The sequence below is a fragment of the Paenibacillus sp. FSL M8-0228 genome (assembly GCF_038007385.1).
GTDB classification, from domain to species: domain Bacteria; phylum Bacillota; class Bacilli; order Paenibacillales; family Paenibacillaceae; genus Paenibacillus; species Paenibacillus polymyxa_D.
On the sequence record NZ_JBBOXA010000001.1, the window covers coordinates 185,001 to 208,838 of the forward strand.

Sequence of the window (23,838 nt, forward strand, 5' to 3'; positions counted from 1 at the left end):
TACCACCGTAATCCGTTATGAGCGATGGGGTGACGCAGTAGGGTAGTGACGCGGACGGATGGATGTCCGTCTAAGCAGTGAGGCTGGTGTGTAGGCAAATCCGCACATCGTTAAGGCTGGGCTGTGATGGGGAGCGAAAATTATAGTAGCGAAGGTCATGATCTCAGACTGCCAAGAAAAGCCTCTAGCCAGGAGAAGGTGCCCGTACCGCAAACCGACACAGGTAGGCGAGAAGAGAATTCTAAGGCGCGCGGAAGAACTCTCGTTAAGGAACTCGGCAAAATGACCCCGTAACTTCGGGAGAAGGGGTGCCTCGGTAGGGTGAATAGCCCGAGGGGGCCGCAGTGAAAAGGCCCAAGCGACTGTTTAGCAAAAACACAGGTCTGTGCGAAGCCGCAAGGCGAAGTATACGGGCTGACGCCTGCCCGGTGCTGGAAGGTTAAGGGGAGTGGTAAGCTCGCAAGAGCGAAGCTATGAACCGAAGCCCCAGTAAACGGCGGCCGTAACTATAACGGTCCTAAGGTAGCGAAATTCCTTGTCAGGTAAATTCTGACCCGCACGAATGGCGTAACGACTTGGGCGCTGTCTCAACGAGAGATCCGGTGAAATTTTAATACCTGTGAAGATGCAGGTTACCCGCGACAAGACGGAAAGACCCCATGGAGCTTTACTGCAGCTTGATATTGAATTTGGGTACGATCTGTACAGGATAGGTGGGAGCCGTCGAACTTTGAGCGCCAGCTTGAAGGGAGGCATCCTTGGGATACCACCCTGATCGTATCTAGGTTCTAACTTGGTACCGTAATCCGGTGCGAGGACAGTGTCAGGTGGGCAGTTTGACTGGGGCGGTCGCCTCCTAAAGAGTAACGGAGGCGCCCCAAGGTTCCCTCAGAATGGTTGGAAATCATTCGAAGAGTGCAAAGGCAGAAGGGAGCTTGACTGCGAGACCTACAAGTCGAGCAGGGACGAAAGTCGGGCTTAGTGATCCGGTGGTACCGCATGGAAGGGCCATCGCTCAACGGATAAAAGCTACCCTGGGGATAACAGGCTTATCTCCCCCAAGAGTCCACATCGACGGGGAGGTTTGGCACCTCGATGTCGGCTCATCGCATCCTGGGGCTGAAGTAGGTCCCAAGGGTTGGGCTGTTCGCCCATTAAAGCGGTACGCGAGCTGGGTTCAGAACGTCGTGAGACAGTTCGGTCCCTATCTGTCGTGGGCGTAGGAAATTTGAGAGGAGCTGTCCTTAGTACGAGAGGACCGGGATGGACGTACCGCTGGTGTACCAGTTGTTCCGCCAGGAGCACCGCTGGGTAGCTATGTACGGAAGGGATAAGCGCTGAAAGCATCTAAGCGTGAAGCCCCCCTCAAGATGAGATTTCCCAGTATGTAAGACCCCTTGAAGACGACGAGGTAGATAGGTTGGGGGTGGAAGTGCAGTAATGCATGGAGCTGACCAATACTAATCGGTCGAGGGCTTATCCTAAGATAAGACGCAAATGAGTTTCGGATCCAGTTTTCAGGGTGTAACCTTGAAATTGCGCTTGATATTCCAAATCACTTTGTTGAGATACAGAATAACTTGCGGAGTTTTGCTAAGTGAGTCCATTTATATGGAGAGATACCCAAGTGGCTATAAGGGGACCCTCTGCTAAGGGGTTAGACTGCGAAAGTGGTGCGAGGGTTCGAATCCCTCTCTCTCCGCCATTTAGGACAAGCTAGCGAAATATTATGTTATGGCGGTGTAGCTCAGCTGGCTAGAGCGTACGGTTCATACCCGTGAGGTCGGGGGTTCGATCCCCTCCGCCGCTACCATACATACCCAGGAGGCTTAGCTCAGCTGGGAGAGCATCTGCCTTACAAGCAGAGGGTCGGGGGTTCGATCCCCTCAGCCTCCACCATTGTGCCGGTGTAGCTCAACTGGTAGAGCAACTGACTTGTAATCAGTAGGTTGGGGGTTCAAGTCCTCTCGCCGGCACCATTTTTGAATTTTGAAAAATCCAGGGAACTGTGGTGTAGAGGCCTAACATGCCTGCCTGTCACGCAGGAGATCGCGGGTTCGAATCCCGTCAGTTCCGCCATTTTTCAATTCAATAGTTTTACCGTACTAAAGTGGGAAGGGGTATCCCTCCGCACTTTATTTTTTTGTTAATGGATATGGCTCGGTAGCTCAGTCGGTAGAGCAGAGGACTGAAAATCCTCGTGTCGGCGGTTCGATTCCGTCCCGAGCCACCTTTATATGGAGGATTAGCGAAGTGGCCAAACGCATCAGACTGTAAATCTGCTCCCTTACGGGTTCGGTGGTTCGAATCCATCATCCTCCACCAGTTTTACGAGCCATTAGCTCAGTTGGTAGAGCACCTGACTTTTAATCAGGGTGTCGAAGGTTCGAGTCCTTCATGGCTCATCAGAAGTCATCAACTATAGGTTGATGGCTTTTTTTGTATTGTTTTAAGTTATGTTTTTATATAGCTTTTTTATTTTACGGTATCGACAGGTTATAATGAGTTCATTATGTTCGCTTAGTGCTTATTCTATATTCTAAAAAAAAGTGAAGTGGTGATCGCGTGACTCTGGATACAGAATGGATTCAGCAACAGCTTCAGAATATTATTCAAGCGCCTTTTACCATAGTGCCTTGGTGCCCGGAAATGATGGCAGAGGGAGGGACAGCCGATTCAGTTATTCCGGATAGATCGTTTGTCCGTGACAACAAGTTATATTTTCCATTTCGTGCGTCGGCAGGTGAACTGGCTGCATTTGTGGTAGAGGCCAGATATTTGACGGATCGAGAACGGAAACTGGTAGAAGCGCTATTGGGGAACATGGAGCAGGTCTGGCAGAACGGTCCACAATTGTCGGATAACCCGGTTTATAGCGAGGAAGAGCGCATGAATCGTTATGGACAATGGCTTATACAGCAGGCTGCCAATCTAAACAAGGAAGAAGAGGTTCCAGATGAATTGCAGCTTCGTGATTCGCTATCAGCGTGTATGGTTCCGATTTTACTGAATGGCGAGGGAACACAGGAGGGGGCTATTACTTATACCCAGCTCCATCGATTGTTCGCGAGCTATTTTGGAGGGGATGTGCTGCTTACTCCATTGGACAAACAGTCTTGGCTGATTATGGCTAAAAAGGAGCTTTTATTAGGAGCGGACGATGAACGGGATAAAGACACTGAGTCCAGGGATGCAGATTTTACGGAATCGTTGGAGGAGGTTCTCACGGCTTTTAGCTTGGGTCTATATGAGCTTATTGCGAATGAGTGGGTGGGTGTATTCCATTTGGCGGTTTCTAAGCCTTCAATCCCTTTGCAAAGTCTTCCCCAAGAGCTGAATTTGTTATGGGAGACCATACATTTGGGCAAGATTTTTCATGTAACAGAGCACATCCACTTTTCATGGGAGCTTCATTTGGAAAGGCTGTTAAACCGCATTTCCAAGGAACAACGCGTATTATTTTTAGAGCAGGTAATGAAGTCATCTGTCATACTAGAAGACTCAGAAACGATGGCCACATTAGACATCTTTTTTCAACTGGATTGTAATGTGAGTGAGACAGCTAAGCGTCTATATGTGCATCGAAATACGTTGATTTACCGTTTGGACAAGATCAAACAGGAGACTGGATTGGACGTGCGGACGTTTAATGATGCGGTTTTAGTCAAGCTCTATCTTCTATTGTACAAAGTGACAAAAAGGAAATAGCATTTTTGTGCAGTTTGCGAATAGCCATGCTACGGGGACTAGGGTAAGATACAAGTAAGAAATGTATTCGATTTCATAACTTGATCTTAGGGAGGCAAAAGCTATGGCTGGTGTACGTTTAGAGCATATTTTCAAAAAATATCCGGGTGCAGATAAAGCTACGGTTGTTGATGTCAATTTGGACATTCAAGATAAAGAGTTTCTCGTGTTGGTTGGTCCTTCCGGTTGTGGTAAATCTACTACGCTCCGTATGATCGCTGGTCTAGAGGAAATTTCAGACGGTAAATTGTACATTGGAGATCGTGTTGTGAACGACGTGGCTCCAAAGGACCGCGATATCGCGATGGTATTCCAATCCTATGCCTTGTATCCGCATATGAATGTATATCAAAACATGGCTTTTGGTCTGAAACTCCGTAAGGTGAAGAAAGAAGAAATTGACAAACGTGTACGTGAAGCGGCTAAAATCCTTGATATTGAGCATCTGCTGGACCGCAAGCCGAAAGCGTTATCAGGTGGTCAACGCCAGCGTGTTGCCTTGGGACGTGCGATTGTGCGTGACCCGCAAGTGTTCTTGATGGATGAGCCACTGTCCAACTTGGATGCCAAGCTGCGTGGTCAGATGCGTGCGGAAATCACGAAGCTGGCTAAGCGTCTGGAAACGACTGTTATCTACGTAACCCATGACCAGGTCGAAGCCATGACGATGGGTGACCGGATTGTAGTTATGAAGGATGGTATTATCCAACAAGCTGCATCCCCAGATGAACTGTACAACCGTCCAGTGAATCTGTTCGTAGCTGGTTTTATCGGCTCTCCTACGATGAACTTTATCACAGGTAAGCTGGTTGAAAAAGAAGGTGCATTGCATTTTGCTGCGCCGGGTCTGGATCTGTTTGTACCAGAAGGTAAAGGACAGATTTTAAAAGCGAAGGGCTATATCGGGAAAGAAGTGATCTTGGGTATCCGTCCTGAGGATATTCATGAAGAGCCTGTATTCTTGGAGGCTTCTCCGAATACGATCTTTACATCCACTGTGGATGTAACGGAAAACCTCGGTCATGAAATGCTGTTGTACCTGAGCGGTGCTGGAAATGATACGATTATTGCCCGTGTAGACGGACGCTCCAATACTCGTGATGGTGTCAAAGCGAAGTTGGCTGTTGATATGAACAAGGTTCATATTTTTGATAAGGAATCGGAATTGAGTGTTCTGGTTGGCGAATAAAATTTGCCTCTGGAAGAGAGTCGCAGTTTTCCCCGAGCGGAGAACTGCGACTCTTTTTATATATCGCATACGGCTACTAGCTTCGGCATTGCATTCATTGGAAAATTCCGATACGATGGGTACAATGGACAGGTCTAGATGTAGGTTCGTTGGCAGGAGTCCTAGATGGGATCAACCCAGCTGGCGGAATGGAGCTAGCCTGGAACCATATGTTAAATCAAGTGGAGTGTGCATTGGCGCAGGATAGACTGGCGTTGGGGTGTATGGTTAATAGGGTAAAGCTACATAAATCAAGTGACGTATAGAATCTGGTTTTGCAGATGAAGGGGAGAATAAAATGGCTAAACAGGTAAAGGTATCCGAGCTTGTACAGCAGTTTCAAATGGAAGTTATTTCCGGTGAAAAAGGTCTGCGAAGACTGATCACAGTGGACGATTTAAATCGCCCAGGTCTGGAGATGGCCGGGTATTTTGAATATCATACACAAGAGCGGGTACAGCTTCTGGGAAGGTCTGAGTTGGCTTTTCTGGGAATGCTTCCTCCTGAGGAACGCCGGGATCGGATGGAGCGTCTGTGTACAGAGCTGACTCCATGCATTATCGTCACACGTGGTCTAGAGGTACCGGCTGAGTTAGTGGAGGCGAGCGCAGAGCGAGATATTCCTGTACTGCGCACTAATATGGCGACGACGATTTTATCAAGCCGCATCACAGGCTTTCTCGAAAGAAAGCTGGCTCCTACAGCAACTATTCATGGTGTACTGTGTGACGTGTATGGCGTGGGAATGCTTATCACAGGAAGTAGTGGAATTGGTAAAAGTGAAACGGCACTGGAACTGGTTAAACGTGGACATCGCTTGGTAGCAGATGACGCGGTAGAAATTCGGCAAACGTCCGATTTTCAGCTGCATGGTACAGCACCTGAGCTGATCCGTCACCTGTTGGAAATTCGTGGCGTGGGCATTATTAATGTGATGACGCTGTTTGGGGCCGGTGCAGTTCGTAATAACAAACGGATTACATTGGTTGTTCGTCTGGAGGCATGGCAGCAGGACAAGCAGTATGACCGTCTTGGTCTCGATGAGGAAACGACACGCATTATTGATACAGATGTTCCACTGGTTACGATTCCAGTTCGTCCGGGCCGAAACTTGGCTGTTATTATCGAGGTGGCGGCGATGAACTATCGTTTGAAACAAATGGGTGTTAATGCAGCCCTGCAATTTACAAACAAGCTGACTGCTACAATTTCCGAAGATATGGAAGAGATGGATTAAGGTTTGTTCGTTTGTAAGGAAGAACGAGGAGTGAGAGAAACATATGTCAACGGCAACATTACTGCTGAATCCGATCGCTTTTTCAATCGGGGCAATCAAGGTCCACTGGTATGGGCTTATTTTGGGGCTGGCGGCGCTTGTGGGTTTATATCTTGCCATCCGTGAAGGAAAAAGATTCGGTATTTCGCAGGACTTTTTTATGGATATGCTGCTTCTGGGTGTTCCCTCAGCTATTATTGGAGCGCGTATTTATTATGTAGCCTTCAAATGGGAAGACTACCGAGATAATCTATGGGATGTTTTTAAAATTTGGAATGGCGGTATTGCGATATACGGTGCCTTGATCGGGGCCATTATATGTGCGGTCATTTATTTCCGGTATAAAGGGTATAACTTCTGGCGTATCGCTGATATTTGTGCACCAGGCCTACTGATCGGTCAAGCGATTGGACGCTGGGGTAATTTTGTCAATCAGGAAGCCTACGGTGGACCGACGGAAGAGATATTTTTGCGGAATCAGCTGCATCTGCCGGATTTCATTGTGAATCAGATGAACGTTAACGGGGTGTTCCATCACCCTACATTTTTATATGAATCACTGTGGAGTATTGTAGGTGTGATTTTGCTGCTCGTCATTCGTCGTATGAAATTTGTGCGTGCAGGCGAAATGTTTGCATTTTACTTCATTTGGTACTCAATTGGCCGTTTCTTCATCGAGCGTGTACGGACGGACAGTTTGGCTTTTCAGGGACCGGATTGGCTGGCTTCCTTTGTGAATGCTTTGTGGTCTCCTATGGTATGGCTAGGGTTTGAACCAGGGCATCTGGACCCGAGTTACGGTAATGTACGGATCTCGCAATTGCTGCCTATCTTTATTGTTGTAGCTGCCGTGATTTTCATTTTGGTTCGTCGCCGGAAGGGTACATCTGTTGCTCGATATAGCGATCCGATTATCTCCAGCAAAGCGGGGATTGATCAGGTACCTGACGTGATGCCAGAGCAGGTATCCCGTCCAGGACAGGACGCGGTTCCTCCAACAGCTACGGCGGATAAGCTACCTAAGGAAGACACGGACGAGGACAAGAAGGAGCATCTATGATAAATACGATTTTGTTTGATTTAGACGGCACCATCATGGATACGAATGAGCTGATCATCAGCACATTTCTACACATTTTGAATCATCCAGATGCTGATCCGCTGACGCGGGAGCATATTATTCCTCATATGGGTGGAACGCTGGACGATCAACTCCGTACTTTTTCGGGATTAACGGATGTATCTAGGCTGGTTAAGGACTACCGTGCTTATAATCAGATTCATCATGACCAAATGGTGAAGCCATTTCCATATGTCATTGAGGTCATTCAGGAGTTGCGTGCGAGAGGGATTAAGCTGGGGGTTGTGACAACCAAAATACGACCATCCACGATACGTGTACTTAATCTGTTCAATCTGACTTCCTCAATGGACTATATTGTAACGGTAGACGATGTGGAACATCCAAAGCCACACGCTGAACCAGTGCTCAAGGCCTTGACAGGTTTGAATGCTGAAGCAAAGCATACATTGATGGTCGGAGACAGTTCTTTTGATATTTTGTCAGCTCAGGCAGCAGGTGTGAAATCGGCTGGTGTAGCTTGGTCGCTCAAGGGCGAGGAAACTCTGCGCGGATATGGGCCTGACTACATGTTGCATGATATGCGGGATTTGCTGAAGCTGGAGCTTCAAGGTGTCAATGTATCGTGAGAAGGGTGAACCGCTATCCTGTAGAAGGTCCCAATGCGTTGTGGCAGATTTATCGGACGGTGAGCCGCTGGAAAGGCATTAAGAACTTTATTTTTATACAGATTGCCCGGTATTGTCCTGTGCTTTCTCTGAAAAACGTCATTTACCGCAGAGTGCTGGGGATGAAGGTGGGGCAACATGCGGCCTTCGGCCTGATGGTGATGGTGGATGTTTTTTTTCCGGAGCATATTACGATAGGGAACAATTCGGTCATTGGATATAACACAACGATACTGGCTCACGAATACCTCATACAAGAGTATCGTATCGGTAAAGTGGTGATTGGTGATCATGTGCTGATCGGCGCCAACACAACCATTTTGCCGGGTGTCACCATCGGTGACGGAGCTATCGTAGCAGCCGGAGCGGTCGTGCATAAAGACGTGCCCGCAGGTGCATTTGTAGGTGGCAATCCGTTGCGTGATTTAAGACGCTCTGGTGTGGATGAGTAGGAAATAGCACAATAAGGAAGACCCCTTATGTATTAAGGGGTCTTCCTTATTGTTGTTTTTCTGTATAATAAGTGGGGTAATGCATGTTAATTATGTTTAAAAATTGATAACAGACATATTTGCAAAGCGATATGGGAGCGTGTTGATTTGGTCAAAAAAGAACGTATACCAGAGCTTGATGTTTACCGGGGAATATTAATTGCAGCCGTTGTTACCATTCATGCGACTTCAATGGCTTTAATTGATGCGCGCCATTCTCTATTGTTTTACCCTTTTCTATTTTTAAATATGTTTAGTAGCTTTGCGGTGCCAGTATTTATTTTTGTGAGCGGGTTTGTTTTATTTTACAATTATGTCGATAGGCCGCTTCGTGGTAAGAATATGCTTATATTCTTCCGAAAAAGACTGATGTTTATTGTGTTGCCGTACGTTTTGTTTTCTCTTGTGTATTATTTGACCTTGGTAACACGCGGGTTGATGCCGCTCAGTGATCTTCCGCTCGTGCTGTTAACGGGAAAGGCGTACACGCATTTGTATTATGTCATCATCATCATCCAATTTTATTTGGTCTTCCCACTGTTGTTGTGGGGAGTGCAGCGCTTATGTCATTGGATATCGAGTCCACGGAGAGCAGCCTGTATCATTTTGGCAGTAGGGTTAGTCATTCAATGGGGGTTTGTATTGCTGAACAAATATGTTTGGCAAGAGGAAAGAGGAAGTCTCGCGATTACGTATATCAGTTATTTTGCCTTGGGCGCAGCTGTAGCGATTGGATATGAAGGGTTTAAAAAGTGGCTTTTTCCGGTGTCAGGTACAGTAATTAGACGCGGACAGTTGATCAGTTGGTGGGGCTTGTGGGTGGCTTGGCTACTCCTGGGTATAGCATATGTACAAATATGGTTTGTAGCATATCGCGAAGCCATCTATGCAGACTCGCTGATCTATGAACTGCTCCATAATGCATATGCCCTCGTCTCAGCGCTGGTGCTGTTTCAGTTCTCGGTTTTATTATATCGTCATGCTAACGATAGGCTGCGAATGTTAATCAGCTGGCTGGGCTCATGCTCATTCGGCATTTATTTACTTCACCCGGCGTTATTGAGAGTATATCGCAAGCTGGATTTGCACGGAACGCCAGTAGAATATATCTTCTCTGTTACGGGTGGATGGTTGTTGGCGTTGTTTGGCTCATGGTTGATTGTGACGTTGTGTTTTCGATATGTACCATTTGCATGGATCGGTTTGGGCACGGTTCCGAAGTTTCCTTCCCGGAGTAAAGATGAACAAATGAATAGCTAAATATTTTGATTGATTGGACTGTTGGCTTAGGGCTGGCAGTCTTTTTTTTAGGATTCGTGTATTTTGCATTGGATAAAATATAGAAAGGGGCAGCGGCTTGGCGAATCTGTAAAAAAGGGCTGCTCCGTTCGGTTGACGTTCACAAGTAGAGCATGATAATATATCGAATATACTTTAGTTTGTTAGCACTTTACCATGATAAAGATATTGTGAAATCATGAGGTGATAGAGATGTCTAAGCCAAAAGGATTCGAAATCCCTGTAGGGGTTCGAGATTATCTTCCACGTGCAGTGTCGAAGCTGCGGGCCATTGAACTGAATGTACTCGAATGCATGGAGCGCTGGGGTTACCGCCAGATTATGACGCCTACGATGGAATACTACGATACGGTGGGAGTGGCTAGTTCTACTTCCGATCGAAAGCTGTTTAAATTACTCAATAACCGGGGAACCACGTTGGTGCTGCGATCGGATATGACCGCTCCCATTGCGCGGGTGGTATCTTCGCTGCTAAAGGAAGAGGAAGTACCACTCCGACTTTCCTACCACGCAAATGTATTTCGGGCGATTGAGGAAGAGGCAGGAAGAGAAGCGGAGTTTTTTCAGACAGGTGTGGAGCTGGTAGGTGATGATTCGCCTGAGGCTGATGCAGAAGTTGTAGCATTGGCTATTGCATCATTACAGGCGGCAGGAGTGGCCTCTTTTAAAATTGCCATGGGACATGTGGGATTTCTGAACGGCTTATTTGAGGAAATCATTCCAGGCCGTCAGGCTGAACAACAAGCGCTAAAGGAACTGTTGCTCAGTCGTGATGTAGTGGGCTACCGAACAGCGATTGAAGCTTTGGGCTTGGCTCCCGAACATCGGGATAAGCTGGAAGCTATTCTTCGGTTGCGCGGTGGAAAAGAAATTTGTGACCAGGCTACCCGTCTTAGTGTGGAGCAGCAGACGATTCGATCCATTGCACATTTGTGCGAGGTGTGGGAAGTACTGGAGGCATACGGCGTATCTGAGCATGTGTTAATCGACCTTACCATGATCGGGGATTTTTCATATTATACAGGAATGACTTTTGAGGGCTATGCGGCGGAGATTGGGTTCCCGGTATGCAACGGGGGTCGCTATGACAATCTGCTTCAGCAGTTTGGTCGATCCGTACCTGCAACGGGATTTGCATTGAAGACAAACCGGATCGTCGATGGTGTGGATGGTATCCAAATGGAGACGAAGCTTCCTGTACTTATCCGTTATGACGAACAGGGACGCCAAGAGGCGTTATCTGCAGCGGCACAGCTACGCGCAACAGGTCTTACTGTAGTAACAGGGCTCACGGGCGGACCGGAAGATCGACGTCGTGAGCAGCAGGGGCTGTACGCAGAGGTATACAGCTATACAGCCGAAGGAAGAGAGCCAGTACAAGGGGGGAACTGCCATGACAGAAACATTGAAAGTAGCCATGCCCAAGGGAAGGATTTATAAGCAGGCTTCCGAGCTGTTTCGCCAGGCGGGGGTTCCAATTCCACTGGATGTGGACGAAACGCGCAAGCTGGTCATTCCACTGCCTGAGCTAGGCATGGAATTTATTATGGCGAAGCCCGTCGATGTTCCTACGTATGTGGAGTACGGGGCGGCGGACATCGGCATTGTGGGCAAGGATGTTTTGCTGGAAGAAAACAAGGATGTGTATGAACTGCTGGATCTGGGGATTGCCCGTTGTCGGATGTCAGTGATTGCTTTACCAGATTGGCAGCCAGGTATTCGTCAGCGGGTCGCTACAAAGTATCCGAATGTGGCTTCCCAGTATTTTCGGGAGCAAGGCCAACAGGTGGAGGTTATTAAGCTGAATGGCTCCATTGAGCTGGCGCCGTTAATTGGCCTGGCAGACCGCATTGTTGATATGGTAGAGACGGGGCAGACCTTGCGGGAGAATGGATTGGTCGAGCAGATCAGCATACTGGATATTACCAGTCGTCTGATTGCGAATCGGGTCAGCTACCGGATGAAAAACAGCTCGATTCAGGCTTTGTGTGATCGATTGCATCAGGTGATTCCCAATGCGGTGGCACCCCGGGAGTAAATCAACTAAAGGAATAAGCCAAGGGTTAAAGGAGCATTCTGCAAGCTGCAAGTAAGGGGGAATGGACAAATGAAGATTGTATCAGCCCGTGATTTCAGTCTCCAACGGGAGGTGGATTACGGCACACCTGAGCAAAATGAGGCTGTGCGTACCATTATTCAGTCGGTACGCCAAGAGGGGGATGAGGCTGTCCTGCGGTATACGCAATCGTTTGATGGTGTATCACTGATCGCAGAGCAACTTCGTGTGACGGAGGAAGAATTGAAGGCGGCATATGACAAGGTAGAGCCTTCTTTTTTACAGGCGATTCGAGAAGCGGCGGATAATATCCGTGCTTTTCACATGAAGCAAAAACGTAATTCGTGGATGGATTTACAGCCAGACGGTAGCTTGCTCGGCCAAATTATCCGACCGTTGAAACGTGTAGGCGTGTATGTTCCGGGCGGTAAAGCGGCCTATCCATCCTCTGTGCTGATGAATGTCATTCCCGCTCAGGTGGCTGGTGTACCTGAGATTGTCATGGTGACACCCCCGGCGACAGGCGGCAAGGCAGGGATAGATCCATATACACTGGTAGCTGCGGCAGAGGCTGGTGTAACGGAAATATATAGGGTTGGCGGAGCGCAAGCGATTGCTTCCCTCGCTTACGGAACACATAGCATTGAACCAGTCGATAAAATTTGCGGTCCCGGTAACATTTATGTAGCGCTGGCGAAGCGCGAGGTGTACGGCGCGGTGGATATCGACAGTATAGCTGGACCAAGTGAAATTGTCGTGTTGGCTGACGACACGGCGAATGCCTCATATGTAGCGGCTGACCTGCTTTCACAGGCGGAACATGACGAGATGGCCTCAGCCATACTGGTTACGCCCTCGCAACGCTTGGCCGAAGAAGTATCAGCTGAAGTACAGCGCCAATTGGCAGAGCTACCGCGCAGAGATATTGCTGCTGCATCGGTGGAGGCATACGGGGCTATCATTGTCGTCGACACTTTGGAAGAGGGCATCCATATTGTAAACCGACTGGCACCAGAACATTTGGAAATTATGACAGAGCAGCCGATGGAGCATGTAGGTCTGATCGAAAACGCGGGAGCTATTTTCCTGGGAGCGTACAGCTCGGAGCCAGTAGGCGATTATTTTGCCGGACCTAACCACATTATTCCGACGAATGGAACGGCACGTTTTTCCTCGCCAGTGGATGTTGATGATTTTATCAAGAAGTCGAGTATGATCTATTACAGCAAAGAAGCGCTACTGCGCAATGGTGAGACGATTATGCAGCTTGCCCGCCATGAAGGACTGGAAGGTCACGCACGGGCGATACAAGTTCGATTGGACAATGAAAAGAAGGCGGTGGATGGCGATGGGGAACGAAAATAACGTAGCAGGACGTACAGGCAGCGTCAGCCGAAAGACGAACGAAACGGACATTCAGCTATCTTTTGCAGTAGACGGCACAGGGCAAGCTGAGATTGAAACGGATGTTCCTTTTCTGAATCACATGCTGGACTTGTTCACCAAGCACGGACACTTTGATCTGAATGTGCAGGCCAGAGGGGATGTGGATATCGACGATCATCATACCGTAGAGGATATTGGTATTTGTCTGGGACAGACCTTGCTGGAAGCATTGGGTGATAAAAAAGGAATTAAGCGCTATGCCAGCGTCTTTGTACCAATGGATGAGGCGCTCGCACAGGTTGTCATTGATCTGAGTAACCGACCTCATTTTGAGTATCGTGCGGAGTATCCATCACAGCAGGTAGGGAGCTTTTCGACAGAGCTGGTGCATGAATTTCTGTGGAAATTTGCGTTGGAGGCTCGCATGACGCTACACGTCATCGTTCACTACGGGCAAAATACCCACCATATGATTGAGGCGGTGTTCAAAGCGCTGGGACGTGCACTGGATGAAGCGACATCCATTGATCCACGGGTGACGGGAGTGCCTTCAACGAAGGGAGTGCTGTAGCCCATGTCCATTGCCATTGTGGATTACGGCAGAGGCAATCTGCATAGTGTGAGCAAGGCAGTTGAGCGTCTTGGCTATGAGGCTGTAGTAACGGGAGATGCCCAAGTGATTCGTTCCTCCAGCGGTGTGATTTTGCCGGGTGTAGGGGCATTCGGGGATGCTATGGAGCATTTACGTTCCAGCGGATTGGATCGGGTGATTCAGGAGGTTGCAAGCGCTGGACAACCACTGCTCGGTGTTTGTCTAGGAATGCAACTGTTGTTCACTCGTGGTGAAGAATACGGCAGTCACGAAGGGCTTAATATCTTACCAGGTGAGGTCGTTCGGTTTGCTCCTGATCTGGGGGTTAAAGTGCCGCATATGGGCTGGAATCGTCTGCGTATGACTCAGCCGAACCACCCGTTGTTACAGGGCTTGGAGGAAGGACATGTGTATTTCGTACATTCCTATCATGCGAAGCCGGAGGCCGAAAGTGACCTACTGGCGGTGACTGACTACGGTGGGCCCGTAACGGCTATCGTGGGCAGAGGCCATGTATATGGCATGCAGTTCCACCCGGAGAAAAGCGGGGAAATGGGGATGCGGTTGCTTCGACAGTTTTTGGAACTGGCGGAAGCGGAAAAGCGAGCGTAACGATTCATGTGTCTATAGTTGAGGGTACGCCAACTTTGGTCGTTGATGGATGTAAAGGCATATAGATGTTGAATAGCTCACAAGGGGGTCATACTTTGTTCACGATATACCCAGCGATTGATATTCGCGATGGCAAATGTGTACGACTGGTACAAGGAGATTATAGCCAGGAGACGATATACAACGAAAACCCAGTGGAGGTTGCCCAAGAATGGGAGCGTATGGGCGGCTCCTACATTCACTTGGTTGATTTGGACGGTGCTAAAGCAGGCCAACCGGTGAACGATGAGCTCATTGGGCGCATCGCTTCTGCGGTGCAAGTGCCTGTACAAGTGGGTGGCGGCTTGCGTACGCGTGAACATGTGGAGCGGCTGTTGTCGTTGGGAGTGAGCCGTGTGATCTTGGGTACGGCAGCGATTGAGGACCGTGCTTTTACGGAAGCGGTATTGGGTACCTACGGTGATCGGATCGCCATTGGTCTGGATGCACGGAATGGCTATGTGGCCACGCGCGGATGGCTTGAAACCTCGGAGGTTCGAGCGGACGAATTGGCTGCTGAGTTGGCCTCCAAGGGAGCGGAAACGTTCATTTTCACAGACATTTCCCGCGACGGAATGATGCAAGGCCCGAATGTCGAGGCGGTCGTAGCGCTTGCGAAAAGCAGTGGACGAACCGTGATCGCTTCCGGCGGTGTCAGTAAGATGGAAGATCTAATCACGCTGAGCACCTATGCGAAGGAGGGTGTAGGTGGTGCTATTGTGGGTAAAGCATTGTATACAGGGAGCATTGATTTGCAGGTTGCCATACAAGCTGTAGCAAAGGCATAGGGGGAGTAGGCATGCTGGCTAAACGTATTATTCCCTGCTTGGATGTAAAGGATGGCAGGGTGGTTAAGGGCGTTAATTTTGTGAACCTACGCGATGCAGGTGATCCGGTGGAATTGGCGGCGCTTTATGACCGGGAAGGGGCAGATGAAATCGTATTTCTGGATATTTCTGCTTCAGTTGAAGGGCGTGCCACCATGGAAGAAGTAGTTCGTCAGACAGCCGGGGAAATTGCCATTCCTTTCACCGTAGGTGGCGGGATATCTCATGTCGATGATATGAAACGCATTTTGCGTGCAGGGGCTGATAAAATCGGCGTAAATACGGCGGCTGTCCGTAATCCTCAGCTGATTGCGGAGGGGGCGCGCAGCTTTGGCTCACAATGTATCGTTGTTGCCATTGATGCCAAGTATAACGAGGCGTGGGGCGAGTGGGAAGTATATACCCACGGAGGCCGCACGCCATCTGGTATTCGCGCCTTGGCCTGGGCCAAGGAAGCTGAACAGTTGGGAGCCGGTGAGATTCTGCTGACCAGCATGAATGCGGACGGAACCAAGGACGGCTTTGACCTGCCGCTGACTTCTGCGGTATCGGATACCGTCGGAATTCCAGTTATTGCTTCTGGCGGAGCAGGCAAACAGGAGCATTTCTATGACGTGTTTACGGCGGGCAGAGCGGATGCTGGATTAGCAGCAACGATTTTTCACTATAAAGAAATAGGAATCCCTGACCTAAAACGGGATTTGAAGCGCAGAGGAGTGGAGATACGATGAGCAACGAATTGAACCAACAGCTATCTCTGGAGCAGATACTGGATAATGTCCGCTGGAATGAGGTGGGTCTTGTCTCGGCGATTGTGCAGGATGATGCCACCCTTCAGGTGCTTACGCTGGCCTACATGAACCGCGAGTCGCTGAAACTGTCTTTGGAGTCGGGAGAGACCTGGTTCTGGTCTCGTTCCAGACAGGAGCTGTGGCACAAGGGGGCTACTTCAGGGAATACGCAAAAAATCACTTCCATCCAGTTGGATTGTGACGGTGATGCTCTGTTGATACGTGTCATTCCGAACGGTCCTGCCTGTCATACAGGAGCAACGAGCTGCTTTTTCCGTGATATTTCCGCGCCAGGGACGGCTGTAGCACCTGTTGCAGGAAATGCAGGAGACCACACGCTGGTAAATCAAACCGATGATATTTCCAATGCTTCAGCAGACCGCTTTGAGGTACTTGCCCAGCTGGAGGCGATTATTAAGGAGCGCGAAGAGACACGTCCTGAAGGGGCCTATACGACCTATCTTTTTGATAAAGGTGTAGACAAAATCTTGAAAAAGGTTGGCGAAGAAGCATCCGAGACGATCATTGCCGCCAAAAATAAAGATAATGATGAACTGCGCCTGGAGGTTAGCGACCTGATTTATCACCTGCTGGTGCTGTTGCAGGAGCGCAAGCTACCGCTAGATCACGTGCTGGCTGAGCTGAATCGCCGTCATGAACGACCTCGTCGTGATTAGTACGATTTGTTGTAGTGTTGAAAGAGGGAGGATCGCATGAAAATTGACTATCATACGCATCACGCCCGCTGTGGGCATGCCATAGGGAGTCTGGAAGAGTATGTACAGCAGGGAATTCGGCTGGGGCTGGATCAGCTCGGCTTGTCCGATCACATGCCACTACTGCATGTAAAACCGGCTGACTATTACCCGGAAATGGCGATGCCTATGGAGGAGCTGCCCCGATACGTGGAAGAATGTTTGGAACTGAAGGAACGTTTTAAAGAGCAAATTGATATTCGTGTTGGCTTGGAAGGCGACTACATTGAGGGCTGGGAACGAGAAATCGAAGATATCATCACCGCGTATCCCTGGGATTATGTGATTGGTTCCGTCCATTTTCTAGGTGAATGGGATATCACGGACTTCCGTCAGGTACACCATTGGGAAGGCAAAAATGTGCTTGAGGTGTACCGCACGTATTATAATGCAGTTTCTAAGGCGGCAGCTACCGGTTTGTATGACATCATGGGGCATTTGGATGTCATTAAGCGCTTCGGCTATCATCCGAAGCCGGAGGAAATGGAGGAGCTGCGTGAACTGGAGCGCTCCGCACTCTCAGCCGTTGCCCGCAGCGGTCGGGCGATGGAACTGAATGCATCAGGGCTTTCGAAGCCCTGTGCTGAGATGTTCCCGAGCCGCCGCATGCTGGACGAAGCTTTTTCGCTAGGCATCCCGCTGACCGTAGGATCGGATGCCCATGATCCGGCGAAGCTGTCCGAGCACTTGGAGAAGGCACGCGCGCTTCTATATGAAGTCGGCTATCGCGAGCTTGCCGTATTTCAGCATCGCGAGCGCTCGCCGGTGCCGCTGACGCTTTAATTATTACGTTTATTGGGTCTAAGTATCATATCCAGTGGCTAGCCGAACGCTCCCTATGTATACAGGGAAAAGCGCTCGGCTATTTAGCGTATTCTTGTATATATATCTATTGTATACGAGCATATATCCGTTTTTTGGAATGAGGTAGGATCGACTGTCAAGTCGTTTTGAAGTTGTGGTATACTGAAGGGTATGAACATGTCAGTTACTTTTAAAGGAGGTGCCTTGGTTATTTATGAAAGGGAAACATCTGCGAGTATCGGAACCTAGCCCTAAGATTATTGCTTTGCGTTTCGACGCATCTTTCTTTTTTGAGAAAGCTGTGCGCTCGCTTGATCGCAATCATTATGACAAGGCATTGAAATATTTTCGCAAAGCCGTTGAATATGAACCGGATAATCCGGTGAATCATTGCAATATGGCGGGTATATTATCAGAGATGGGGGATTATGCAGGTTCGAATGAGATCCTGTCCTCTGTTCTGAGTGACGTAGACTCGTCGATGACAGAGTGTTATTTCTATATGGCGAATAATTACGCTAATATGGAGCAGTTTGAAGAAGCGGAGAAAGCATTGGTCACGTACCTGGAGGAGGACGAAGAAGGCCAGTTTCTTGATGAAGCGGAGGAAATGATGGAGCTGCTCTATTATGAGCTGGACCGTCCAACGAAGCTGAACCGCATTAAGGCCCGGCAGGGAGTAGTAGAGCATGATCAGGCTCGTGTCCTGCTGGAGGAGGGGAAATTTGCTCAGGCAGCCCAGTTGCTCAAGCAAATTTCAGAGGAACAACCGGATATGTTCGCTGCGCGAAATAATCTGGCGTTAGCGTATTACTACATGGGATTGTTCCAAAATGCTAAGGCTACCATTATTCAAGTGTTGGAGGATGAGCCGGGGAATTTACACGCATTGTGCAACTTGGCGATCTTTTATCAGCACGAGGGCGGCGGCCCGGAATTGGATCGTCTGGTGCAGACTTTGGCGGTCACTATACCGTTTCAGGAGGAGCAGGTATTCAAGCTGGCGACCACTATGGGCATTCTCGGACGCCATGAGGAGGCCTACAGACATTTCCGCAGGTTGCTTCATGGCGATGGAGAGAACAATGCGGACGCTTCTTTGTACCATTACACGGCGGTAGCTGCCAGCAATACGGGAAGATATGCGGAAGCACGGCGGTTGTGGAGTCATTTGCAAAAGCAGGATGCTTCCTCGGAAGTTCCGCGGTTTTTCCTGTCCCGACTGGAGGAACTCCAGCAGGAGGGTACACCGCTGCAAGTGCTCAGCTATCATTATCATCTCCCGTTTGAGGAGCAATTCCGCATGTGGGAGAAGTTTGGTGCTGACCAGGTGCCTGACAGCATGAAGAAGGACCCGCTAATCCGGTCATCCTTCTTCTGGGCCTTGCGCCACGGGGACCGGGCGACTCAGCTTCAGGTCATTCAGGCGTTAAGCTTGATCGGTGATGATGAGGTGCGTCAGGCACTGGAGTCCTTCGTAGAAGACCCGGACCAGGAGGATGAGCTGAAACGCCGTGCCTTGCAAGTATTGCAAGAGCTGACGGAGCAGGGTGAGCAGAAAATGTACCCGGAAACGGAACGTTCTGATCAGTTGGAGGTTGAGAACGATCCTCATACAATTGAAGGTGATGTATCTGCCTCCCCGGTTGATCCACAATGGCAGGCAGTGCTGGATAAGGTACTGACCGTTATGAGCAAGCCATCCGATCCGGTCATGCAGCACGACTTGAGATCGCTGTGGCTGGAGTATTTGGATCGGCTTGCCCCGGAAGTTCCGATGGTTCAGCATACTGAGGGATGGGCAGCGGCGCTGGAATATTTGACTGCCAAAATGCATCATCATTCAGTCACCTATCAGGAAGTAGCCGATCGCTATGGTATTTCCGTATCGACCGTAAGCCGCTATGCACGCCAGATTGACAGCGTGTGTGGTATCAAACAGAAGCTGAAGCAGCCGCTCTCCACGTTTAAAAAGCAGGTCTGAGACCTGCTCCAAACATCACTTAAAGGAGGCAACAAACGTATGTATAAATCCATAATTATTGGTACAGGTCCTGCAGGCTACACAGCGGCTATTTATTTGGCACGTGCTAACATGAATCCGCTGATCATTGAAGGGATGCAGCCCGGTGGGCAGCTTACTACAACGACCGAAATTGAAAATTTTCCGGGTTTTGAGCAAGGTATCCTCGGGCCTGAACTGATGGATAATATGCGCAAGCAGGCTGAACGTTTTGGCGCTGAATTTACTTCCGGTTGGGTAGAGGAAGTGGATTTTAGCAAACGTCCTTTTAAAGTGAAGGTAGAGGGTAAAGGCATCATTGAGGCGGAGTCGGTCATTATTGCTACAGGTGCGTCCGCCAAATATCTTGGTATTCCGGGTGAGCAGGACAATGTAGGTCGCGGAGTCAGCACTTGCGCAACTTGCGATGGCTTCTTTTTCCGCGGGAAAAAGATTGTCGTGGTTGGCGGTGGCGATTCAGCCATGGAGGAAGCGAGCTTCTTGACCCGTTTTGCTTCCAGTGTAACCTTGGTCCATCGTCGCGATGAGTTGCGGGCATCCAAAATTATGCAAGATCGCGCGCGTGAGAACGAAAAAGTACATTGGGCATTAAACCGGACTCCTCTGGAAGTTGTGACGGGAGAATCTGGTTTAAAGGGTTTGAAGGTACACAATAATGAGACCAATCAGGATGAGCTGATTGAGGTAGATGGCGTGTTCGTAGCCATCGGGCATACACCGAATACAGGTTTCCTGAACGGACAAATCCATACGGATGAACACGGCTATATTGTAGTGAAGCCAGGCACAACGGAAACGAACATCCCCGGAGTTTTTGCCTGTGGGGACGTACAGGATAATCGTTACCGTCAAGCGATTACGGCTGCGGGAACGGGCTGTATGGCGGCTATGGACTGCGAGAAATATCTCGAAGGCAGTGCTGTTCACGACTGGAGCGAAACACTGGATCAATAAAAGCGTGTCTATAGTACACAAAAAGGCTAACGGGAGAGCGAAGGAAACCTCTGTTATGCCACATCTTTTGTTCAGGAAGAGAAAGCCTGCTGCGTTTGCACGGGCTTTCTCCTTTTTATGGGTGCATAAGGTTAAAAGTTCCTCTAATCGTACACTTTTCAACAAGGAAGTGTCCTTGACCGTAACGAGGGCTTCAATTATAGTTGGAACGTAGGATTACTATTATGAAGTAGGAATTATAAGCATATATTTCATACCAGGTTTTTAAGTAAACATAAAGGTGGCTTGGAACATGTCTGAAAGTATCTATGTGGGTGTCGATTTGGGCGGTACAGCGATTAAAGTAGGCATTTGTAATGAGAACGGACAGCTTTTGCACACATACGAGGGACCAACCGAAACCGATAAAGGTGTAGATGTTGTCATTGGTAATATCGAAAAATATGTGCGGCACATTGTTGAGGAATCTCCTTATGAGTGGGATCAACTCAAGGGTGTCGGTGCAGGCGTTGCAGGTTTTACGAATGTTCGTGATGGTATTATTGTCCTCGCTCCTAATATTGGCTTTCGTGACGTACCGATCCGTGCGCTCCTAGAGAACCGGATTGGCAAGCCTGTGAAAATAGACAATGATGCGAATGTTGCTGCGCTAGGTGAGGCTTGGGCTGGTGCAGGCAAAGGCATCGAAAACTGCGTATGCTATACCCTGGGAACAGGAGTAGGTGGCGGTATTATTATAAACGGTAGAATATACCAAGGTTCTTCAGGCATGGCCGGGGAAATTGGTCATATCAGCGTCGTACCTGATCTGGAGGCAATTCAGTGTGGATGCGGCAAAATGGGTTGCTTGGAAACTGTATCTTCTGCAACAGGCATCATTCGTATGGCCAAGGATGCTGTGGAACGTGGCGACCGGACCTCTCTGGCGCTGGAGGATCAAATTGCCGCCAAGGAAGTATTTGATGCTGCTAAAGCCGGGGATGAAGTCGCACTGCGTATCGTGAACCGGGCTGCCTTTTATTTGGGGAAATCCATGGCAGCGGTTGCCGCTGTGCTTAATCCAGAGTTGTTTATTATAGGCGGCGGTGTTTCTAAAGCAGGCGACTTTTTGTTTGAAGAGATGCGTCGCGTATACTCCAAGCTGGCACCTGAACCGCTTCAAAAAGGTGTATATATCGTACCAGCGGTGTTAGGCAATGACGCGGGTGTTGTAGGGGCTGCAGGGTTGCTGCTACGCTCCTGACCACAGGTTACTGATAATACGGGTACTGGCATAGAGCGAAGAAGCAAAAGGAGAGGGAAGTCCATATGACAGATAACCTAAAAAATGCTGCGCCGTGGGCAACGCTCATTATTATTACGGGGATGTCAGGCGCAGGGAAGACCATTGCGGTTCAGAGCCTGGAAGACTTGGGCTTCTTCTGTGTTGATAATTTGCCCCCTGTACTGATTCCCAAATTTGCAGAGTTGATTGAGCAGTCTAATGGTAAAATAGGCAAGGTTGCACTCGTCATTGATTTACGCGGACGAGAATTTTTCACTGCCTTGTCGGAATCGTTGAATTATATTAAAGATCATTTTACGATTCATTGTGAAATTTTATTCTTAAATGCGAATGATGGCGTTCTCGTACAGCGGTATAAGGAAAGTCGTAGACGTCATCCGCTGGCTCCAGACGGTATGCCTTTGGATGGGATTCGGTTGGAGCGCAAGATGTTGGAAGAACTAAAAAGCTCGGCTACACAGGTTATTGACACAAGTGTGATGAAGCCTGCAACTTTAAAGGCAAGGATTATTTCACGATTTTCTCATCTGGAGAGCAGTATGCTTTCCGTGAACATTACTTCTTTTGGCTTCAAGTATGGTATTCCCATTGATGCCGATCTTATATTCGATGTGCGCTTCCTGCCTAATCCCCACTATGTGGATCAACTACGTCCCCACACTGGACAGGATAGCGATGTATATGATTATGTCATGAAATGGCCCGAGACTCAGGCATTCTTGACCAAGTTGCTGGATATGTTACACTTTTTGATTCCGCAATATCGCAAAGAAGGCAAAAGCCAGGTCATTATCGGCATTGGCTGTACTGGCGGTAAGCATCGTTCTGTTGCAATATCGGAGTATTTAGGAAAAATGCTGGGTGCCAGCGAGACAGAATCTGTTTCTGTTTCGCATCGGGATGCTGATCGGGACCGGCATTAATGAGGTGAAATCATGAAAGAGACCGGATCACAACGGGAGCGCCCACGTATAGTTGTTATGGGCGGCGGAACCGGCTTGTCCGTCATGCTGCGGGGCTTAAAGCAAAAGCCGCTAGATATTACGGCTATTGTTACAGTCGCTGACGATGGCGGAAGTTCCGGGATTTTGCGCAGTGAGCTGCAGATGCCCCCCCCAGGGGATATTCGCAATGTGCTGACTGCCTTGGCTGACGTGGAACCAGTGATGTCAGATATGCTGAAATACCGTTTCGGTGCGGGATCAGGATTGTCAGGCCATAGTCTGGGCAATCTGATTTTAGCAGCGATGACCGATATATCGGGAGATTTTGTAACGGCGGTGCGTGAGCTTAGCCGTGTATTTGCTGTCCGGGGACGTGTGCTGCCAGCAGCCGAGGAAGGCGTTGTGCTAAGCGCCGAAATGGAGGATGGCACGGTGATTACCGGAGAGTCCAAGATCCCAGAAGCGGGCGGACGAATCAAACGCGTCTTTCTTGAACCGACTCACGTGGAGCCGTTGCCTGAGGCTGTAGAGGCCATTAATGAAGCTGATGCGATTTTGATTGGCCCCGGCAGTCTATATACCAGCATATTACCGAATTTGCTTGTACCTAAACTCGCTGAAGCTGTAGTGAAATCAGACGCTATCAAAATATTTGTCTGTAACGTTATGACCCAGCCTGGTGAAACCGATGGCTATACAGTAGGAGACCATCTGCAAGCTATTTTTGAGCATGTAGGGCATCATCTCTTCGACTATGTCATTGTAAATAACGGAGAAATTCCACCCCAAGTACAGGAAATGTATGCCGAGCAGGGAGCCAAGCCAGTTCAAGTAGACATGGGCGAGCTGACCGACCGGGGATATAAAGTGGTGGCAGATACATTAGTTCTGTTCCGCACGTATTTACGGCATGATGCAGACAAATTGAGCCAGCATATTTACCAATTGGTACAAAACTGGATATTAAGAAGGAGGTGAGT

At 48.9% G+C, this 23,838-nt stretch carries 21 protein-coding genes, 8 tRNA genes and 1 rRNA gene (1 of these 30 cut by a window edge); all 30 read left to right on the top strand.

The window, feature by feature from the left end; genetic code table 11:
• Nucleotides 1–1,484 (top strand): 23S ribosomal RNA (locus MKY98_RS00775) (it extends 1,446 nt beyond the left edge of the window).
• A gap of 129 nt (nt 1,485–1,613) precedes the next feature.
• Nucleotides 1,614–1,705 (top strand) — tRNA-Ser (locus MKY98_RS00780).
• Nucleotides 1,706–1,736: 31 nt separating this feature from the next.
• Nucleotides 1,737–1,813, top strand: a tRNA-Met gene (locus tag MKY98_RS00785).
• Between the two features lie 10 nt (nt 1,814–1,823).
• A tRNA-Val gene (locus tag MKY98_RS00790) sits at nt 1,824–1,899 on the top strand.
• A 4-nt stretch (nt 1,900–1,903) separates the two neighbouring features.
• Nucleotides 1,904–1,979: transfer RNA gene (locus tag MKY98_RS00795), tRNA-Thr, on the top strand.
• 23 nt (nt 1,980–2,002) lie between these two features.
• Nucleotides 2,003–2,079, top strand: a tRNA-Asp gene (locus MKY98_RS00800).
• Between the two features lie 78 nt (nt 2,080–2,157).
• Nucleotides 2,158–2,230, top strand: a tRNA-Phe gene (locus MKY98_RS00805).
• Between the two features lie 9 nt (nt 2,231–2,239).
• A tRNA-Tyr gene (locus MKY98_RS00810) sits at nt 2,240–2,325 on the top strand.
• 7 nt (nt 2,326–2,332) lie between these two features.
• Nucleotides 2,333–2,405, top strand: a tRNA-Lys gene (locus MKY98_RS00815).
• Nucleotides 2,406–2,565: 160 nt separating this feature from the next.
• Nucleotides 2,566–3,708 carry a PucR family transcriptional regulator gene (locus MKY98_RS00820; protein ID WP_029519023.1) on the top strand — a complete coding sequence of 381 codons (1,143 nt, stop codon included), beginning with the start codon at nt 2,566–2,568 and terminating at the stop codon, nt 3,706–3,708.
• 103 nt (nt 3,709–3,811) lie between these two features.
• A complete protein-coding gene (locus MKY98_RS00825) occupies nt 3,812–4,936 on the top strand; it encodes an ABC transporter ATP-binding protein (RefSeq protein WP_029519022.1) in 1,125 nt (374 codons plus the stop codon).
• Nucleotides 4,937–5,273: 337 nt separating this feature from the next.
• Nucleotides 5,274–6,212: an HPr(Ser) kinase/phosphatase gene (gene hprK, locus MKY98_RS00830; RefSeq protein WP_029519020.1), complete on the top strand. Its 939-nt coding sequence runs from the start codon at nt 5,274–5,276 to the stop codon at nt 6,210–6,212.
• 43 nt (nt 6,213–6,255) lie between these two features.
• On the top strand, nt 6,256–7,311 hold the full coding sequence (gene lgt, locus MKY98_RS00835) for a prolipoprotein diacylglyceryl transferase (protein WP_029519019.1): 1,056 nt from the start codon (nt 6,256–6,258) through the stop codon (nt 7,309–7,311).
• On the top strand, nt 7,308–7,961 hold the full coding sequence (ppaX, locus tag MKY98_RS00840; protein ID WP_029519017.1) for a pyrophosphatase PpaX: 654 nt from the start codon (nt 7,308–7,310) through the stop codon (nt 7,959–7,961). Before lgt ends, ppaX begins: the two co-directional genes overlap by 4 nt.
• Nucleotides 7,958–8,452, top strand: a complete 495-nt coding sequence (locus MKY98_RS00845) for an acyltransferase (RefSeq protein ID WP_029519016.1) — start codon at nt 7,958–7,960, stop codon at nt 8,450–8,452. The genes ppaX and MKY98_RS00845 overlap by 4 nt, the downstream gene beginning before the upstream one ends.
• 147 nt (nt 8,453–8,599) lie before the next feature.
• A complete protein-coding gene (locus MKY98_RS00850) occupies nt 8,600–9,751 on the top strand; it encodes an acyltransferase (RefSeq protein ID WP_069012131.1) in 1,152 nt (383 codons plus the stop codon).
• Nucleotides 9,752–9,982: 231 nt separating this feature from the next.
• Nucleotides 9,983–11,230, top strand: coding sequence for an ATP phosphoribosyltransferase regulatory subunit (locus MKY98_RS00855; protein WP_069012130.1), 1,248 nt, complete (start codon nt 9,983–9,985; stop codon nt 11,228–11,230).
• Nucleotides 11,184–11,828 (top strand): ATP phosphoribosyltransferase, encoded by a 645-nt coding sequence (gene hisG / locus MKY98_RS00860; RefSeq protein ID WP_029519011.1) that lies wholly within the window; start codon nt 11,184–11,186, stop codon nt 11,826–11,828. Before MKY98_RS00855 ends, hisG begins: the two co-directional genes overlap by 47 nt.
• Nucleotides 11,829–11,897: 69 nt before the next feature.
• Complete coding sequence (hisD, locus tag MKY98_RS00865; protein WP_069012128.1) at nt 11,898–13,211, top strand: histidinol dehydrogenase; 1,314 nt, start codon at nt 11,898–11,900, stop codon at nt 13,209–13,211.
• A complete protein-coding gene (gene hisB / locus MKY98_RS00870; protein WP_029519009.1) occupies nt 13,195–13,803 on the top strand; it encodes an imidazoleglycerol-phosphate dehydratase HisB in 609 nt (202 codons plus the stop codon). Before hisD ends, hisB begins: the two co-directional genes overlap by 17 nt.
• Before the next feature lie 3 nt (nt 13,804–13,806).
• Nucleotides 13,807–14,436 (top strand): imidazole glycerol phosphate synthase subunit HisH, encoded by a 630-nt coding sequence (gene hisH / locus MKY98_RS00875; RefSeq protein WP_029519007.1) that lies wholly within the window; start codon nt 13,807–13,809, stop codon nt 14,434–14,436.
• Nucleotides 14,437–14,531: 95 nt separating this feature from the next.
• Nucleotides 14,532–15,263 (top strand): 1-(5-phosphoribosyl)-5-[(5-phosphoribosylamino)methylideneamino]imidazole-4-carboxamide isomerase, encoded by a 732-nt coding sequence (gene hisA, locus MKY98_RS00880; RefSeq protein WP_029519006.1) that lies wholly within the window; start codon nt 14,532–14,534, stop codon nt 15,261–15,263.
• Between the two features lie 11 nt (nt 15,264–15,274).
• Nucleotides 15,275–16,033 carry an imidazole glycerol phosphate synthase subunit HisF gene (hisF, locus tag MKY98_RS00885; RefSeq protein WP_039274196.1) on the top strand — a complete coding sequence of 253 codons (759 nt, stop codon included), beginning with the start codon at nt 15,275–15,277 and terminating at the stop codon, nt 16,031–16,033.
• Nucleotides 16,030–16,770, top strand: coding sequence for a bifunctional phosphoribosyl-AMP cyclohydrolase/phosphoribosyl-ATP diphosphatase HisIE (hisIE, locus tag MKY98_RS00890; RefSeq protein ID WP_069012126.1), 741 nt, complete (start codon nt 16,030–16,032; stop codon nt 16,768–16,770). Before hisF ends, hisIE begins: the two co-directional genes overlap by 4 nt.
• Nucleotides 16,771–16,806: 36 nt before the next feature.
• Nucleotides 16,807–17,631, top strand: coding sequence for a histidinol-phosphatase HisJ (gene hisJ / locus MKY98_RS00895; protein ID WP_069012124.1), 825 nt, complete (start codon nt 16,807–16,809; stop codon nt 17,629–17,631).
• A 235-nt stretch (nt 17,632–17,866) separates the two neighbouring features.
• Nucleotides 17,867–19,636 (top strand): tetratricopeptide repeat protein, encoded by a 1,770-nt coding sequence (locus tag MKY98_RS00900; RefSeq protein WP_029518999.1) that lies wholly within the window; start codon nt 17,867–17,869, stop codon nt 19,634–19,636.
• A 39-nt stretch (nt 19,637–19,675) separates the two neighbouring features.
• Complete coding sequence (trxB, locus tag MKY98_RS00905) at nt 19,676–20,629, top strand: thioredoxin-disulfide reductase (protein WP_029518998.1); 954 nt, start codon at nt 19,676–19,678, stop codon at nt 20,627–20,629.
• A gap of 292 nt (nt 20,630–20,921) precedes the next feature.
• Nucleotides 20,922–21,872: an ROK family glucokinase gene (locus MKY98_RS00910; protein ID WP_069012123.1), complete on the top strand. Its 951-nt coding sequence runs from the start codon at nt 20,922–20,924 to the stop codon at nt 21,870–21,872.
• A 65-nt stretch (nt 21,873–21,937) separates the two neighbouring features.
• On the top strand, nt 21,938–22,837 hold the full coding sequence (gene rapZ / locus MKY98_RS00915) for an RNase adapter RapZ (protein WP_013308254.1): 900 nt from the start codon (nt 21,938–21,940) through the stop codon (nt 22,835–22,837).
• Between the two features lie 12 nt (nt 22,838–22,849).
• Nucleotides 22,850–23,836 (top strand): gluconeogenesis factor YvcK family protein, encoded by a 987-nt coding sequence (locus MKY98_RS00920; protein WP_023986485.1) that lies wholly within the window; start codon nt 22,850–22,852, stop codon nt 23,834–23,836.
• Nucleotides 23,837–23,838 lie beyond the last annotated feature (2 nt).